The sequence below is a fragment of the Nostoc sp. genome, assembly GCF_036917315.1.
GTDB lineage: Bacteria > Cyanobacteriota > Cyanobacteriia > Cyanobacteriales > Nostocaceae > Nostoc.
The window spans coordinates 15770-31127 of record NZ_JBALDR010000067.1; the positions used below are offsets into that span (position 1 = coordinate 15770).

Here is a 15358-nt window from a genome sequence, read left to right on the forward strand (position 1 = left end):
GCTTCCTTTACATTACTTTAGAGACAGTCTCTAAAAACTCAGCTTAATTCTTCTAGTAGAGGAGAGAGCTAATTAAAAATGCATATACTGCAATTACCAAGCAATAGTTTATATAAGCCCCTAGTTAAAGACCTACTAGGAGCTTTTTTTTAATTGACTATCTGCCTCAAATGGGTCATATAGCAGTTGTCAGACAGCTTGGGACATTGGCAAATCGCAAGAGAGCAACTGTCACAGCTATCCATAACGGACTTGTCCTAAGCTGGATGTTAGCCGCAATATATTATCAAAAAGCTTATAGCGGTTCCCGATCTGGTGAGGTACGTTTTCAAAGCTACTAACCTTGCTCACAAAGATTTGGGTGTACCTCAGTTCCTTAGGAAACGCTATAGTAGCAATTAAACTATTCCTAATGGATATTCATAATTAATTCTGATGGTAGATTAAGTTAGAAATGAAGATCGTTAATATGTACTTGTAAGTCAAAAACGTTTACCAACTTAACAACAATGAATATTCTTGCTTGGATTGTTTTAGGTCTGATTGCTGGTGCGATCGCAAAAGCTATCTACCCTGGTCATCAAGGTGGCGGAATTCTAGGAACAATTGTGTTAGGAATCATCGGTGCTTTTGTTGGCGGGAGTTTAGGTGTATTCTTCAGTACGGGAACTTTATCTCTAGCAGCTCCTAGTCTTAGCATTCCAGGTATTGCGGTAGCAGTTCTTGGTGCAATTGTCGCAGTTTTCTTGTGGAATTTATTAACCAACCGCAGTGCTGTATAAAAAATTGCGGTAAATCAATGACAAAGATTTAGCAAATTCATTTAACTATTTTTAACTGTGAATTAAATTAAAAAAATAGCGCCACCATAATGACAGGTAGGCGTTATTTTTTTGATTGTTTTGCAATATAAATAATTTGTTTAAAGTGAAAAGAATTCAATTCAGCCCATTTCAAACATGTAATTGATATAAACGCAATCCTTTTTTAGCATCCATATCAAATTTCAAACCAAAAAAGCAGTTCGTGGCAAAGTTGTATTCAACTTAGCTGAGTATAAATACACTAAAATCTATAGCTTTCATAAAATTTTCAACAAGTTGCACTGGTTGCTACACCCAAACCAACAATGTTCAGTTAAGCTTGTAAACGCTATGATTGAGCTTTATTGAACGTCTTATGCATTGGTTGTTATCTGGGCCGTTGAGTACAGAAGCATTAACGGTTAACATTGCAGGGTTGCCTGCATCGTTACAAGGTAAAAAGCTGGTGCAGTTGTCAGATTTTCACTACGATGGTTTGCGGCTGTCGGAAGAGATGTTAGAAAAAGCGATCGCAGTTACTAACGAAGCTAAACCAGATTTAATTTTATTAACTGGTGACTACGTAACTGACGATCCGTCGCCAATTCACCAACTGGTACTTCGACTCAAACATTTGCAAAGTCGCAGTGGTATCTATGCTATTCTTGGCAATCACGATATATATAAACACGGAAAAGCAGAAGTTACAGAAGCCCTTACTAATATTGGAATTCACGTCCTTTGGAACGAAATTGTCTATCCACTAGGAAAAGAATTACCACTCGTTGGACTGGCTGATTATTGGTCACGGGAATTCCACCCCGCAACAGTTATGAACCAGCTAAACCCCGACACACCCTGCATTGTTTTATCCCACAACCCAGATACTGCGGAGATATTACAAGCATGGCGAGTTGATTTACAATTATCTGGTCATACTCACGGTGGTCAAATCGTGATTCCCGGAATTGGCCCTGCGGCGTTGTTTTACGAAAAGCTTGTAAAAAAAATACCCAGAAAAGTGAGGCGTCGATTCCCATTTTTAGAAGTAAATGTTTCTGTAGTCAAGCATTGGGAATGGGCGCAGGGTTTGCATCGGCTAGGTAAAAATCAGCTATATGTCAATCGTGGTTTGGGAACTTACCTCCCAGGACGCTTATTTTGCCCTCCAGAAGTTACTATAATCACTCTACAAGGTGAGTAGGTAATTCCAAATTTAACAAAAAAGAACGCAATTTCAGCAGGTATTCTGACTAATGAGTGCCTGCAAACTCAGGCATAACCTGCTACTTTCATCTCCAAAATTTAAATCAATGAATTAATTGTATCTGAAATAGATGACATAAATTATTGCATTTTATCAAGTTACATTTTTATTTTTGGTAAGCTGTAAGCGCTGGTATGAGGAGTATCGGTTAACTTATGCATTGGTTGTTTACGGGACATTTAAGAGTAGATAAAATAACGGTTAAGATTGCGGAACTTCCTGCATCTTTACAAGGTACAACGTTAGTACAGTTGTCAGATTTTCACTACGATGGTTTGCGACTGTCGGAAGAGATGTTAGAAAAAGCGATCGCACTTACTAATGAAGCTGAACCAGATTTAATTCTATTAACTGGTGACTACGTAACTGACGATCCCACACCAATTCATCAATTGGTGCATCGACTGAAACATTTGCAAAGTCGCTGTGGTATCTACGCCGTACTTGGGAACCACGATATCTATTACAGCCACTCCAAAGCAGAAGTTACACAAGCGTTAACCAGCATTGGGGTTCACGTACTTTGGAATGAAATCGCCTATCCATTAGGAAAAGAATTACCATTGGTAGGACTAGCTGATTATTGGTCGCGGGAATTTTACCCCGCACCAGTGATGAATCAACTAGACTCGCTTACACCGCGCATCGTTTTATCTCATAATCCAGATACAGCCAAGATATTGCAACAATGGCGCGTAGATTTGCAACTATCTGGTCATACCCACGGTGGTCACATTGTCATTCCGGGCATTGGCCCTCTAGTACTCTATTACAAAAAGCTACTCAAACAAATTCCCAAAAAATTACGGCGTTGGGTAACATTTTTATTAGGAGACTGCTCGAAAGTAGTCCGATATTGGGAGTGGGCGCAAGGGTTTCACAAGGTAGAAGAAAATCAACTATATGTCAATCGTGGTTTAGGAACTTATAAACCAGGACGTTTATTTTGTCCGCCTGAAGTGACTGTAATTACTTTAATTGGTCATTAGTCATTAGTCATTGGTCATTGGTCGAAATAAATGACAAAGGACAAAAGACAAATGACAGCCCACAGGTCAGAGTGCAATTTAAATACATAAACTAAAAGCAGAAACCGCCTGAAGCTACGATGGATAAATCTCAATAGCTTGGGGCGGTTTCTTGAAGATTGGAGAATTCAGAAATGACTAACTCAAAATAAGGTGGACAGTATTCGCGATCGCTTTCCTCAGAATTGCACATCCTTACATTCCAACTAGGCAGGCATTTTCTGGCTGTGCGTTCTAAAACCTCCAAAACAACTCATTGAACTTAAGGCAAAAACACATTCAACGGATGCCACAACCAATCATAGCGATCGCGAGAAGATTAGAGCAGGAGGCACAGGCTCTAACTTGAAAGTTTTTGTTTAACTTTTAACCTGTTTGTACCTTGGTCTTAATCTAGCATTGTGTTTGTTTAGCTACAAGACACCTTTACTAAACTTGAATACCATTAATTTATCGCAACAATTCAGAAATATTGCTTAAAATTTGTCCCACTTGGTAATATTGGCATTCACGCCAACATTACCAAGTGGGCTGAAAGTTCAGAAGCCTTTATTGACCAGAACCGCCTGCGGTAGAAGAACCGCTATTAGATGTACTGTTTGACTGGTCTACTCCTTGAGGTGTAGTGGTTTTAGAAGTGTCACTTTTCGTACCAGGAGCAACAGTATTAGTAGAACTATCGTTCTGCGAAGCCGGAGTATTAGTAGTTGGACTCGTCGCCGGACTTTGTGTAGCTTGAGGGGCTGGCTGGGTTACAGAAGGTGGTTTTTCTGCCGCAGGCTGCTGGGGTGGAATAGTAATGTTAATATCCGGTTGGCGAGGTGCAGAGGGAGGTGTAACTTGCTGTTGGGGAACAGGAACAGCAACAGGTACAGGTACTTCCTTAATGGTTTCGATTATCTTCGTTTGTGGTTGAGGAGATGCACTGGGAGTTGGATTACTCTTACTCGGAACAGGAACCACGACCGGCACAGCATTGTTAACCGCTGCGTTATTCTGCTGGTTGAAGTACCAAACCCCACCTATAACTAAACCAAGCAAGGAAGTAATGATAATACCCAACAACAAACCACCACTAGCATTGTTTTCATCACGCTGGGCTAAATCTGCTTGCTGGTAGTTACGCTCAACATTTCGACCTTGTACGTAACCGTTAGTGTAAGAGTTGGGATTAGTTGTATTGTTCTTAACCGTTTCAGTGGTTCGCGTCAAGTCAGTGTGAATATTACCATTAATATCAGTGTAAGATTCTTGCTTGACTTCACTGTTTTTGATTTCGCGTTCATTGGGAATAGACATAGCCGTTGATTTAACTCCTCAGATTAAAATATTGACGAACTAAAGCTTTGTAGAAAACAAAAGGTTTTAATGAACTGAAAATATATGTTGCTGATAAATATTGAGTCTTATTTGCTACTCAACTGTTGGTGATATCAGAATAACCTCTGCCCTCAAACAAGTGGCTCTATCTCCAGGGAGTTAATACTTAATCTTTAGAGAGTTAATACTTAATCAAGAGAAAGAGTATCCCAAAGATGGATGTTATCAAACTGTCAATTAATGCATCGATCGAAAAATCTAGCAATTTGCTTCAATTTTCTAAATTTTTAATTTGTTGTTAAATATCGCATCGCCAAAGCTTAATTGCGATAAATCGCCGTCTCTACAATAATCAGTCTTTTGTCTTTACGGCGATTCATCGCGTCTCTTGCCTTAATCGAACCATATTGGAGTTACTCTAGGTCTGGTGTCGTCGCCTGAAGTGTCTTAAACTATATCTGCTGCTTATCTCCAACGCCGATTTAGTCGCAGTAAACTTTTTATCCTTTGACAAAATCTTTCTACCAGAGGTCTAGGTTTTGATACATATCTAGGCGATCGCGATCTACGCGTACTCCCCGGATTTCTTAACTCTTCTTCTATTTGTGCAGCTTTATTTAAATCTGAAGCGGCTCTATATTCGTATCCTAGTTGAGAGCAAACTAGCCCACGATATTTATACGCGTCAATATAGTGAGGATTGAGACGAATTGCGTGGGTAAAATCTGCGATCGCATCTTCATATCTTCCTTGTGTAGCATTTTCTACTCCTAAAGTATAGAAAGTTTCTGCATCCCAACGATTGACAGATATTTTTGGGGGATTTTTAGGCGAAGATGAAGATGGATTTTCAGGAATAGGAGGCTCAGATGGATTTTCAGATTTGAGCCTGTTGTAAGCTGCGTTGATTGATTTGATTTTTTCCTCAGCTTCCTGTTTTTGCTTTTGATCGACAAAGCGATCGGGATGCCAAATTTTCACCAGTTTACGGTAACTTCGCTTCACCTGTGCTTGAGAAGCACCGGGTTTCAGCCCAAGAATTTCATAAGCATCATTGATATCAAAGACATCGCGCATACTGAAAAAATCGGCAATTAGATAAATCTATGTTAACTATTCCCATAAATCCTCTCCAATCAACCCAAACGCCCCATTCTGGTTATCACTGGGATGGCAGTAGCCGTCGTTTCTTTGAAGGCTGGTATTACCGCGTCACGTTGCCGGAAATTGGGCAAACATTCGCCTTTATGTACTCCATTGAAGATCCCATCGGCGGTAAACCTTACAGCGGCGGTGCAGCCCAAATCCTCGGCCCTGATGATGAGTACCTCTGCCGTACTTTTCCTGATGTCAACAAATTTTGGGGTAGTCGGGATGTTTTGGGTTTAGGTCATTGGGGTAAAAATAATTTGCAAGTTTCTCCCCTATACCTCCTGCCAGCAGAGTTTGAGTATCACGTTCAAGAGGGATATCAAGCTACAGCCACCTTGAATCAGGGAATAATTCGCGATGGCTTCGCCAACGCCAAGGGCGAACGCGCCACCAATAATTATTGCCGTTGGCAGTATGAAATTCAACCAGTATATGGTTGGGGTAATCAAAATGGCATTCAGCAATCAACCGCAGGCTGGCTGTCATTCTTGCAGATTTTTGAACCTGGATGGCAAATTTTGATGGCTCACGGTTTAGCCAGTGGGAAGATTGACTGGAATGGCAAAATCTACGAATTCACTAACGCCCCAGCCTACGGCGAGAAAAATTGGGGTGGTGCTTTTCCTCAGAAATGGTTTTGGATAAACTGTAATTGCTTCGAGGGCGAACCCGACTTAGCATTAACTGCTGGTGGTGGACGGCGGGGTGTGCTGTGGTGGATGGAATCTGTAGCGATGATTGGACTGCACTATCAAGGCAAGTTTTATGAATTTGTTCCCTGGAATTCCCAAGTAGAGTGGGAAATTCAGCCTTGGGGTAGATGGCAAATGAAAGCTAGCAACTCTAGTTATGAAATTGAATTAACAGGAACCACAGATTTACCTGGTACACCTCTACGTGCGCCGACAGCAGAAGGTTTAAGATACTGTTGCCGGGACACCATGCAAGGAAAACTAAATTTAGAGTTACGAGAACTAAATGGGAGAAAATCTAAAATAATTCTAAAAGCCGAAAGTTTTCTTTGTGGTTTAGAAGTAGGCGGCGGCTCTTGGGATAATTTTTGGCAGTCTACCTAAAACTACTGCTATAATTATATATGCTTCGCAGTTGGGGTTGTAGCTCAGTTGGATAGAGCGGACGCCTCCTAAGCGTCAGGTCGTGCGTTCAAGTCGCACCAGTCCCGTTATCTTTAGACAATTCATATATACAGCAATTAATATGGTAAAAGCATTGCTGTGCCCCTAACAGTGGTACACCTGTTCGCCCAAGTCGGGATATCCGTCCACGCGACTGGCTGCTGATTCTGTGCAATTGAGAACTACTATATAAAGTGGTTAGAACTCTTTGATGGATCGTTCGATATCGGTTAGGATAATCCATCAATTAGAGGAAAAACTCCAGGCACGTTTAATCGCGCTGCTACACGAAAACCAACCAAATTTATATTTGGGCAGAATTTGGGCAAATTCTTTGGAAGTTTGCTACTCTACTATCAATTGTTTTTTCTTATAGCCAGAGAAAATTGTGTACTAAGTAAATTAAGTTATTGAGCCTTGAATAAGCTACTCTTTACAAATAAATCTTTTCGTTTTATGGCTTTTGTCCTACCAATATTTATGTGGTGGGGATACAAAGAAGTACAAAACCAATTTGTGCAGCCGCAAGCAGTTGTAGTGTTAGGTGGTTCAACGAGACATTTAGAGCGAGAAAAATTTACAGCAAAATTCGTTCGGGAGCATCCAAATATACCCATTTGGATTACAGGCGGCAGTCCACGTACATTCACCCAAAGAGTGTTTACCAAAGCTGGTGTTGATCCTCAACGTTTACACTTGGATTATGAAGCAGTAGATACAGTTACTAATTTTACTACTTTGGTAGATGATTTGCAAGCTCGCGGCATTAAGAGCGTTTATTTGATTACTTCCGACTTCCACATGCGCCGGGCTTGTGTCATCGGCGAAATTATTTTAGGTAGTCGGGGTATTTATTTAAAACCAGTGCCAGTTCCTTCCGAAAAACCCCCTGAATCTATCGAAAAATCTGTTCGTGATGGAGCTAGAGCGATAATTTGGTTAGCAACTGGTTACACTGGTGTGGATGCCGCTAAAAATAAACGGTAAATCCAACTAATTTTGGATTTTTAATCGGTCAAAATCCAAAAGACTAATGACAACCGTCACTAGTCACTTATATGGTTCGGGAAAAAAACGCCCCAAATTTCCCCACAATTTGATACCCTAGCTTAAACAGATTTGAGTAAAGTTAAAGCGTGGAAATTCAACTTGGGCGGGGAAAAACAGCTCGCAGAGCTTACGGAATAGATGAAATTGCTCTAGCCCCTGGTAATAGAACACTAGACCCCAGTTTGGCAGATACTAAGTGGCGTATTGGCAATATTGAGCGAGAAATCCCGATAATTGCTAGTGCTATGGATGGCGTAGTAGATGTTCGTATGGCTGTACGTTTGTCACAGTTAGGAGCATTAGGTGTCCTCAATTTAGAGGGTATTCAAACTCGCTATGCCGACCCAGAGCCAATATTAGATCGGATTGCCTCTGTGGGGAAAGATGAATTTGTTGCCCTCATGCAAGAACTCTATGCCGAACCAATAAAACCGGAATTAATAGAACAACGTATTCAGGAAATTAAACAACAAGGTGGCATTGCAGCGGTGAGTGCGACTCCAGCCGGTGCAAGTAAATACGGTGAGGCAGTGGCCAAGGCTGGGGCAGATTTATTTTTTGTCCAAGCTACGGTAGTTTCTACTGCACATCTGTCACCAGAGTCTTTAGTACCACTCGATTTAGCAGAATTTTGTCGTTCCATGCCCATCCCCGTGGTGTTGGGGAATTGCGTGACTTACGAAGTCACGTTGAATTTGTTGAAAGCTGGGGCGGCTGGGGTATTGGTAGGAATTGGGCCTGGTGCGGCTTGTACTTCTCGTGGGGTATTGGGTGTGGGTGTGCCACAGGCAACTGCGATCGCAGATTGTGCCGCAGCACGAGATGATTACTACAACGAAACTGGCAACTATATCCCCATTATTGCTGATGGCGGTTTAATCACCGGTGGCGACATTTGCAAATGCATCGCCTGTGGTGCAGATGGTGTGATGATTGGTTCCCCTTTTGCCAGAGCCATAGAAGCCCCAGGACGAGGTTATCATTGGGGTATGGCGACTCCCAGCCCAGTCTTGCCTCGTGGCACCCGCATTCGCGTTGCCACCACTGGTAGCTTAGAGCAAATACTCATTGGCCCAGCAGGACTAGATGATGGCACTCACAATCTTTTAGGAGCTTTAAAGACGAGTATGGGCACTTTAGGAGCCAAAAATATTAAAGAAATGCAGCAAGTGGAAGTTGTGATCGCACCTTCTTTATTAACCGAGGGCAAAGTTTACCAAAAAGCTCAACAATTAGGTATGGGGAAATAGAATTTGCGACTGGGAACTGGGGACTGGGTAATGGAAAAGAGTTATTTTAATCCTAATTCCTAATCCCTTATCCCCAATAATCCTTCAATAAATTTTTCTGGCCCCCTAAACAATTGCTGGAAAAATCCGATATGTCGCTTACAATAGAGATAGCGGAGACGCATGTTTCCGTTCACTCCTCACACCACACTCCGCCCGGACTACTGTTCGGGCGGTTCCTTATGTTTATAAATAATATAAACAAATTCTAGAGCTTCTTTGCAAATGTACATCCTCGCACTCCCAAGCTGAGGTTTTTGCTATGGTAGAATTTTCACCAAGCTCAGATATTATTGGCGAAGGTTTTAGGCATGTCAACAGCCGCACAAGTTACCGATTCTAGTTTCAAGCAAGAAGTACTCGACAGCGATGTACCAGTTTTAGTTGACTTTTGGGCACCCTGGTGCGGACCATGCCGTATGGTAGCTCCTGTTGTCGATGAAATCTCCGAACAGTACAAAGGTCAAATAAAGGTCGTAAAAGTCAACACAGATGAAAATCCTAATGTTGCTAGTCAATATGGCATCCGCAGCATTCCCACATTAATGATTTTTAAGGGTGGACAAAAAGTCGATATGGTGGTTGGCGCTGTGCCTAAAACTACATTAGCTTCCACTCTCGAAAAGCATCTTTGAAACTCAATCGGCAATCAAATCCTCTTGAGTTATCCATTTTGTTCTAACTTTAAGTTAATTTTCATAAACAAGTTTGAGAGGCGCGAATTTGTCGTCTATCAAACTTGTTTACATTTGTATACACTTTCAGAATATTTTTAGGAGTTTTCTAGCTCAAAAACAACTCCCTAATTCCAGTACTACCAATTTCCACTGCTAGCGCCGCTAACAGAAAACCCAAAAGTTGAGTCACAATTACTCCACCTTCTGCACCAATCCACTGGTCAATCAGATTTGCTAAACGCAAAATCAACCAAGTGATAAACATTGCCCCTAAGATACCCACCGCCACAGCAATATGCGGACTCTGTGATTTCGACATCAGCAACATCACCGTTGTCAAAGTACCGGGTCCTGCTAACAGTGGTAAAGCTAGTGGAGTAATTGCGACATCGCGTCCTTCTTCAAGAATTGGCTGGTCTAATTCTCCCCGTAGCATTTGCAAAGCAATTAACAGCAACAGTATTCCCCCTGCTACTCGCAAAGAGCCGATACTGATTTCCAAGTAATTTAAAATTATTTGCCCTGCAAAGGCAAATAGCAAAAGAACTGCGATCGCAATGATAATTGCTTTATCTATAACTTTGTTTCTTTGGTCTGGCATCATGCCCTTAGTCAAAACTAAAACAATCGGTATATTGCCTACAGCATCCGCCAAGACAAACACAGCGATAAATGTTTGAATGAGAATAGAAATATCCACAGGAGGTAGCCTTTATCAGGGTTTGATCGCAAACCTAATCTTTATCTTGCTCAGTTTGCTAGAACCCAGAGGAAGATTAACAGCAGCAATAAAACAAGTCTGTTAAAGAAAAGGAACCCTGATGGATTTCTAATTAAGTTCCACAGATTTTGAAGTAGCGATATATTTTGATAATCTATCTTCCATAAATCAACTGTTTGTTGTTGAATCTATGAAGTCTTATTTAGCCGCCGCTATTCAATTGACCAGTGTGCCCGATTTACATAAAAATTTGGCACAGGCAGAAGAATTAATAGAGCTTGCCGTGCGTCAAGGAGCTGAATTGGTAGGTTTGCCAGAAAACTTTTCCTATATGGGAGAAGAAAAAGATAAACTCGCACAAGGTGATGCGATCGCTCTTGAAAGTGAAAAATTTCTCAAAAAAATGGCTCAACGCTTTCAAATTACGATCTTGGGCGGCAGCTTTCCAGTTCCGGTAGACAATACAGGCAAAGTTTATAACACCACTCTACTTATCGACCCCAGCGGTCAAGAACTTTCCCGCTACTACAAAGTACACCTATTCGATGTTGATGTCCCCGACGGCAACACCTATCGGGAATCCAGCACTGTTGTGGCTGGTACGCAATTACCCCCCGTCTATTTTTCAGAAAAACTCGGTAATCTAGGACTTTCTATTTGTTATGATGTCCGGTTCCCTGAACTGTATCGTCATTTGGCAGATAAGGGAGCCGATGTTATCTTTATTCCCGCCGCTTTTACCGCCTTTACAGGTAAGGACCACTGGCAAGTACTACTACAAGCCAGAGCCATCGAAAATACCGCCTACGTCATTGCTCCCGCCCAAACGGGGAATAACTACGCCCGTCGTCTAACCCACGGTCACGCGGTCATTATCGACCCTTGGGGTGTAATTTTAGCCGATGCTGGAGAAAAACCAGGAATTGCGATCGCAGAAATCAAACCGACTAGGTTGGAACAAGTCCGGCGTCAAATGCCCTCTTTACAACATCGGGTGTTCTAGGGAGTAGAGAGCAGGGGAGCAGGGGAGCAGGGGAGCAGAGGAGCAGAGAAGCAGAGAAGCAGAGGAGAGTTCTTGTACAAGTTCTTTCCCCTCTGCCCCTCTGCCCCTTTGCACCTCTGCCTCTTGTGCCCCATGCCCCAATGCCCAATGCCCCATTCCCAACCCTGATGAATAAAATAAAAAACCGGGTAAACACCCGGTTTCTGACAACATTAAAATCTTCAGTTTTTTAGCAGCATAGAAAAACTATGCCCATATTTATTTGCTGTCAAAATTAAACTTTAGCAGCTGATTTGGTAACAACGTTAAGTTCACCTTTAGCATACTTAGCAGCAAAATCTTCCAAAGAAATTTGCTTAATCTTGCTTGCGTTGCCAGCTGTGCCAAATTGCTGATAGCGTTCAGCACAAACCTTCTGCATGTATGTAATAGAAGGCTTGAGGAAGTGACGGGGGTCAAACTCCTCTGGTTTTTTAGCCAAAGCTTCACGTACAGCAGCAGTAATAGCCAAACGGTTGTCGGTGTCGATATTTACCTTACGTACACCACTCTTAATACCTTTTTGGATTTCTTCTACAGGTACACCGTAGGTTTCAGGAATTGCACCACCATATTGGTTAATCAGTGCAAGTAAATCTTCAGGTACAGAGGAAGAACCGTGCATTACCAAGTGGGTGTTAGGCAGACGGCGGTGAATTTCTTCAATGCGGCTGATGGCCAAAATTTCACCAGTCGGCTTGCGGGTAAACTTGTAAGCACCGTGGCTTGTGCCAATGGCAACAGCCAAAGCATCTACTTGGGTTGCTTCTACGAAGTCAACAGCTTCATCGGGGTCGGTTAGCAGTTGTGAGTGGTCGAGTGTACCTTCAAACCCGTGACCATCTTCAGCTTCACCAGCACCAGTTTCTAGAGAACCCAAACAACCGAGTTCACCTTCAACACTGACACCCAAAGCATGAGCTACATTTACAACTTCGCGGGTAACATTGACGTTGTATTCAAAGCTAGCGGGGGTCTTAGCATCAGCTTCTAAAGAACCATCCATCATCACGCTGGTGAAGTTGTTCTTAATTGCTGAGTAGCAAGTAGCAGGCGCATTACCATGATCTTGGTGCATGACAATGGGAATGTGAGGATAGGTTTCTACCGCTGCCAAAATCAGGTGGCGGAGAAAGTTTTCTCCTGCATAATTACGAGCGCCGCGTGAAGCTTGTAAAATTACGGGGCTATCTGTCTCGACAGCAGCTTTCAGGATCGCCTGAATCTGCTCCAAATTGTTAACGTTGAAAGCTGGGATGCCGTAACCGTTTTCAGCTGCGTGATCCAACAGCAGCCGCAGTGGTACAAGCGCCATAGATAGTCCTCCTAATGTGGTTGTCAGCTAGTCGGTCTGAGAGAAGCGTGTTGATTACGCTAAATCTTAAGAGTTTTTTCAACTTATAGGAAATTATAACTAGTGTCGTGTGTCTATGTTGAAAAAGTTTATGCGATCGTTACTATAACTATGTTCTGTACTCCTGTACTATGAACCATCGTTGCTCTGTATCGCTGTAGATTTAGTTACCCTACAGCTAGTAGCTCTGGTAGCCTAGTATCCCAAATGGTCATCTCAAAGCGATCGCTTCAACTTAAACACACTAAGTACTGACAAATACTATCAGGGTGTTTTCCTTGACTATTGCATTTGGGATTAAATTATGCATACTTTACATAAATTCACGTGAATGTCCAACGGAGACTCACGTTCAATATAGCGTAGATCGTGTAGGTGTAGCCCGCACTTCTCTACGAGAGGCTGCGCGCACCTTGCTTCTACGTTTGCGTAGCGTCAGGGAGGTAATATGGCAACCACCGCAGGCGGCATTGCTATCATCAAAATTATTCGCTTATTAATAATCGAACGTTCGTTTATTATAGAATTTATGAGGCACAAAGACGATAAAAAAAATCAAGCCATCTGTGATGCGGCAATCGAACTGATTACTGCCAATGGTTTTGCTGATACTTCGATGTCGAAAATTGCCAAAACCGCGAATGTTTCGCCTGCGACAATATATGTCTATTTTGAAAACAAGGAAAACCTTCTCAATAAAATATATTTGTTCGTGAAGCAAGAAATGAGTGCAGAAATTTTGAAAGGTGTCAACCAGAACCTATCGGTCGAGAAAGCCTTTAAAATGGTCTGGAATAATTATTATCAATACGCGATTAAAAATCCAGTCAGATTTGCTTTTACGGAGCAATTTGCTAATTCCCCGATGGTTGACCGCATTTGTAAAGATGAAAGTTCGAGCTATTTCAAGCCAATGCTAGATTTGTTCAATCGCGGTAAAGAGGAGAAAGTTTTTAAGGATATTTCTCTGGAAATTTTTACCGCTTTTACCTTTGCGCCTCTGACTGGATTGATAAAAGAGCATTTTAGTGGTGCTTTAATTTTGGATGAAAAAATGTTAGAGACCACCTATAAAATTGCGTGGGATGCAGTAACGAATTAATTCTTTTTTTGAGAATTAATTAAACGAACGTTCGATTAATTAGGAGTAAATAAAATGAAAAATGAAAAATGGAACGCGGAAAATATTCTGAGTCAAAAAGGAAGAGTAGCAATTGTAACGGGTTCGAGCAGCGGCATTGGTTATGAAACGGGGCGGGTTTTAGCTAATAAACAAGCGTCTGTAATCATTGCGGTTCGCAATTTGGACAAAGGAAACAAGGCATTGGCAAAAATTCTTCAACAGAATCAAGATGCCGACGTAAAGGTGATGGAACTTGATTTGGCGAATTTAGCATCAGTTAAAAATTTCGCTGAAAACTTTCAGAAAAATTATTTGCGTCTGGATTTACTGATTAATAATGCGGGTGTGATGATTCCGCCGTATTCAAAAACGACGGACGGTTTTGAATTGCAGTTCGGCACTAATCATCTCGGACATTTTGCTTTGACGGGACAGCTTTTGGAACGTTTGATCGATACCGAAGGCTCACGAATTGTTAATGTTTCGAGCGGCGCACATAGTATAGGCAAAATAGATTTCGATGATTTGAATTGGGAAAAGAGAAGTTATGCCAAATGGAAAGCCTACGGCGACAGCAAACTTGCCAACCTCTTGTTTACCTACGAACTCGACCGAAAACTAAAAGATAATGGTATCGACACACTTGTAACCGCCTCGCATCCGGGCTGGACAGCAACCGAATTGCAGAGAACTGGGGGTAGCATTGTGAAATATCTCAACGGCATCGTTGCTCAAGACATCACGATGGGCGCATTACCAACTTTGCGGGCGGCACTCGAAGCAGGCTTAAAAGGTGGAGAATATTTCGGCCCCAATGGGTTTATGGAGATCCGCGGCTATCCAATCAAAGTCGAATCAAACGAGTTATCCAAAGATCAAGCGATCGCCAAAAAACTATGGGAGGTATCAGAAAAACTCACCGATGTGAAATTTGAATTTAATAAAAAAACCCAAAGCGCGGGCAAATGACCAAATTTATACATCTGCTAACTAACAGATTTTATAATGGGCGATCGCACTTCCTTGGGTAAGATAAGCGATCGCTTATCCGAGAATTTGGGAGCATCCAGAGCGATCGCATTCACAAATAGGACTTATGCAAAACTAAACGTTGTAGACGCAAAGCGCTTTCCTACAGGGTATTGCCCTTACCTGAAAATTAGGGTTTCGGCTATTATTTGCGTTAGTCCTAACAAATTTACTAATAATAAAACTTGCCTCTGGTTTTGATATAAAAAGCAGAGGCGAGTGTTACTTAAACCTTTATATGGGTCGCCCGGGATTCGAACCCGGAACTAATCGGTTAAAAGCCGAGTACTCTACCGTTGAGTTAGCGACCCTTTCGCTGCATTTCGCAACTTTGCAATCATAGCATATACATCTGTAGATTTGTAAA

At 41.9% G+C, this 15358-nt stretch carries 14 protein-coding genes and 2 tRNA genes; 11 read left to right on the top strand and 5 right to left on the bottom strand.

Translation table 11 applies throughout. From position 1 onward, the window contains the following. Positions 1 to 509: 509 nt before the first annotated feature. The 3 genes from V7K84_RS31630 (at position 510) to V7K84_RS31640 (ending at position 3059) form a co-directional block, all read left to right on the top strand. Positions 510 to 782 carry a GlsB/YeaQ/YmgE family stress response membrane protein gene (locus V7K84_RS31630; protein ID WP_094348080.1) on the top strand — a complete coding sequence of 91 codons (273 nt, stop codon included), beginning with the start codon at positions 510 to 512 and terminating at the stop codon, positions 780 to 782. Between the two features lie 397 nt (positions 783 to 1179). Further along, positions 1180 to 2007: a metallophosphoesterase gene (locus V7K84_RS31635; RefSeq protein ID WP_334844128.1), complete on the top strand. Its 828-nt coding sequence runs from the start codon at positions 1180 to 1182 to the stop codon at positions 2005 to 2007. A 218-nt stretch (positions 2008 to 2225) separates the two neighbouring features. Beyond that, the gene (locus tag V7K84_RS31640; protein ID WP_334844131.1) at positions 2226 to 3059 is read left to right on the top strand and encodes a metallophosphoesterase; all 834 of its coding nucleotides are present in this window, start codon (positions 2226 to 2228) and stop codon (positions 3057 to 3059) included. A gap of 588 nt (positions 3060 to 3647) precedes the next feature. Here V7K84_RS31640 and V7K84_RS31645 read toward each other — a convergent pair. Both V7K84_RS31645 and V7K84_RS31650 read right to left on the bottom strand, forming a co-directional pair. Next, the gene (locus tag V7K84_RS31645) at positions 3648 to 4397 is read right to left on the bottom strand and encodes a hypothetical protein (RefSeq protein WP_334844134.1); all 750 of its coding nucleotides are present in this window, start codon (positions 4395 to 4397) and stop codon (positions 3648 to 3650) included. 486 nt (positions 4398 to 4883) lie between these two features. Further along, the gene (locus V7K84_RS31650; protein ID WP_334844137.1) at positions 4884 to 5495 is read right to left on the bottom strand and encodes a J domain-containing protein; all 612 of its coding nucleotides are present in this window, start codon (positions 5493 to 5495) and stop codon (positions 4884 to 4886) included. Positions 5496 to 5524: 29 nt separating this feature from the next. Here V7K84_RS31650 and V7K84_RS31655 point away from each other — a divergent pair, with 29 nt between their 5' ends. The 5 genes from V7K84_RS31655 to trxA all read left to right on the top strand — a co-directional run bounded on the left by V7K84_RS31655 (position 5525) and on the right by trxA (position 9680). Continuing rightward, positions 5525 to 6646, top strand: coding sequence for a tocopherol cyclase family protein (locus V7K84_RS31655; RefSeq protein WP_334844139.1), 1122 nt, complete (start codon positions 5525 to 5527; stop codon positions 6644 to 6646). A gap of 33 nt (positions 6647 to 6679) precedes the next feature. After that, positions 6680 to 6753 (top strand) — tRNA-Arg (locus V7K84_RS31660). Between the two features lie 409 nt (positions 6754 to 7162). Further along, positions 7163 to 7693: a YdcF family protein gene (locus V7K84_RS31665; RefSeq protein ID WP_099101842.1), complete on the top strand. Its 531-nt coding sequence runs from the start codon at positions 7163 to 7165 to the stop codon at positions 7691 to 7693. A gap of 149 nt (positions 7694 to 7842) precedes the next feature. Further along, a complete protein-coding gene (locus V7K84_RS31670) occupies positions 7843 to 9006 on the top strand; it encodes a GuaB3 family IMP dehydrogenase-related protein (RefSeq protein ID WP_334844142.1) in 1164 nt (387 codons plus the stop codon). Between the two features lie 350 nt (positions 9007 to 9356). Then, on the top strand, positions 9357 to 9680 hold the full coding sequence (gene trxA, locus V7K84_RS31675; RefSeq protein ID WP_104909616.1) for a thioredoxin: 324 nt from the start codon (positions 9357 to 9359) through the stop codon (positions 9678 to 9680). A gap of 148 nt (positions 9681 to 9828) precedes the next feature. On the opposite strand, the gene V7K84_RS31680 is transcribed toward trxA, so the two are convergent. After that, positions 9829 to 10422, bottom strand: a complete 594-nt coding sequence (locus V7K84_RS31680; protein WP_334844144.1) for a MarC family protein — start codon at positions 10420 to 10422, stop codon at positions 9829 to 9831. Positions 10423 to 10633: 211 nt separating this feature from the next. Between V7K84_RS31680 and V7K84_RS31685 the strand changes: the two genes are divergently transcribed. Beyond that, positions 10634 to 11446 (top strand): carbon-nitrogen hydrolase family protein, encoded by an 813-nt coding sequence (locus V7K84_RS31685; protein WP_334844146.1) that lies wholly within the window; start codon positions 10634 to 10636, stop codon positions 11444 to 11446. 274 nt (positions 11447 to 11720) lie between these two features. Here V7K84_RS31685 and fba read toward each other — a convergent pair whose 3' ends face one another. Continuing rightward, positions 11721 to 12800 (bottom strand): class II fructose-bisphosphate aldolase, encoded by a 1080-nt coding sequence (gene fba, locus V7K84_RS31690; RefSeq protein WP_012411833.1) that lies wholly within the window; start codon positions 12798 to 12800, stop codon positions 11721 to 11723. 487 nt (positions 12801 to 13287) lie between these two features. On the opposite strand from fba, the gene V7K84_RS31695 reads away from it, so the two are divergent. Both V7K84_RS31695 and V7K84_RS31700 read left to right on the top strand, forming a co-directional pair. Further along, positions 13288 to 13941, top strand: a complete 654-nt coding sequence (locus V7K84_RS31695) for a TetR/AcrR family transcriptional regulator (RefSeq protein ID WP_334844152.1) — start codon at positions 13288 to 13290, stop codon at positions 13939 to 13941. A 54-nt stretch (positions 13942 to 13995) separates the two neighbouring features. After that, positions 13996 to 14931, top strand: coding sequence for an SDR family NAD(P)-dependent oxidoreductase (locus tag V7K84_RS31700; protein WP_334844154.1), 936 nt, complete (start codon positions 13996 to 13998; stop codon positions 14929 to 14931). 299 nt (positions 14932 to 15230) lie between these two features. On the opposite strand, the gene V7K84_RS31705 is transcribed toward V7K84_RS31700, so the two are convergent. Then, positions 15231 to 15302: transfer RNA gene (locus V7K84_RS31705), tRNA-Lys, on the bottom strand. Positions 15303 to 15358: the final 56 nt, after the last annotated feature.

Excerpts from the sequence above, each read along its gene's own strand:
- V7K84_RS31630 (WP_094348080.1), top strand. The coding sequence starts at position 510 with ATGAATATTCTTGCTTGGATTGTTTTAGGTCTGATTGCTGGTGCGATC.
- V7K84_RS31635 (WP_334844128.1), top strand. The coding sequence starts at position 1,180 with ATGCATTGGTTGTTATCTGGGCCGTTGAGTACAGAAGCATTAACGGTT.
- V7K84_RS31640 (WP_334844131.1), top strand. The coding sequence starts at position 2,226 with ATGCATTGGTTGTTTACGGGACATTTAAGAGTAGATAAAATAACGGTT.
- V7K84_RS31645 (WP_334844134.1), bottom strand. The coding sequence starts at position 4,397 with ATGTCTATTCCCAATGAACGCGAAATCAAAAACAGTGAAGTCAAGCAA.
- V7K84_RS31650 (WP_334844137.1), bottom strand. The coding sequence starts at position 5,495 with ATGCGCGATGTCTTTGATATCAATGATGCTTATGAAATTCTTGGGCTG.
- V7K84_RS31655 (WP_334844139.1), top strand. The coding sequence starts at position 5,525 with ATGTTAACTATTCCCATAAATCCTCTCCAATCAACCCAAACGCCCCAT.
- V7K84_RS31665 (WP_099101842.1), top strand. The coding sequence starts at position 7,163 with ATGGCTTTTGTCCTACCAATATTTATGTGGTGGGGATACAAAGAAGTA.
- trxA (WP_104909616.1), top strand. The coding sequence starts at position 9,357 with ATGTCAACAGCCGCACAAGTTACCGATTCTAGTTTCAAGCAAGAAGTA.
- V7K84_RS31685 (WP_334844146.1), top strand. The coding sequence starts at position 10,634 with ATGAAGTCTTATTTAGCCGCCGCTATTCAATTGACCAGTGTGCCCGAT.
- fba (WP_012411833.1), bottom strand. The coding sequence starts at position 12,800 with ATGGCGCTTGTACCACTGCGGCTGCTGTTGGATCACGCAGCTGAAAAC.
- V7K84_RS31695 (WP_334844152.1), top strand. The coding sequence starts at position 13,288 with ATGGCAACCACCGCAGGCGGCATTGCTATCATCAAAATTATTCGCTTA.
- V7K84_RS31700 (WP_334844154.1), top strand. The coding sequence starts at position 13,996 with ATGAAAAATGAAAAATGGAACGCGGAAAATATTCTGAGTCAAAAAGGA.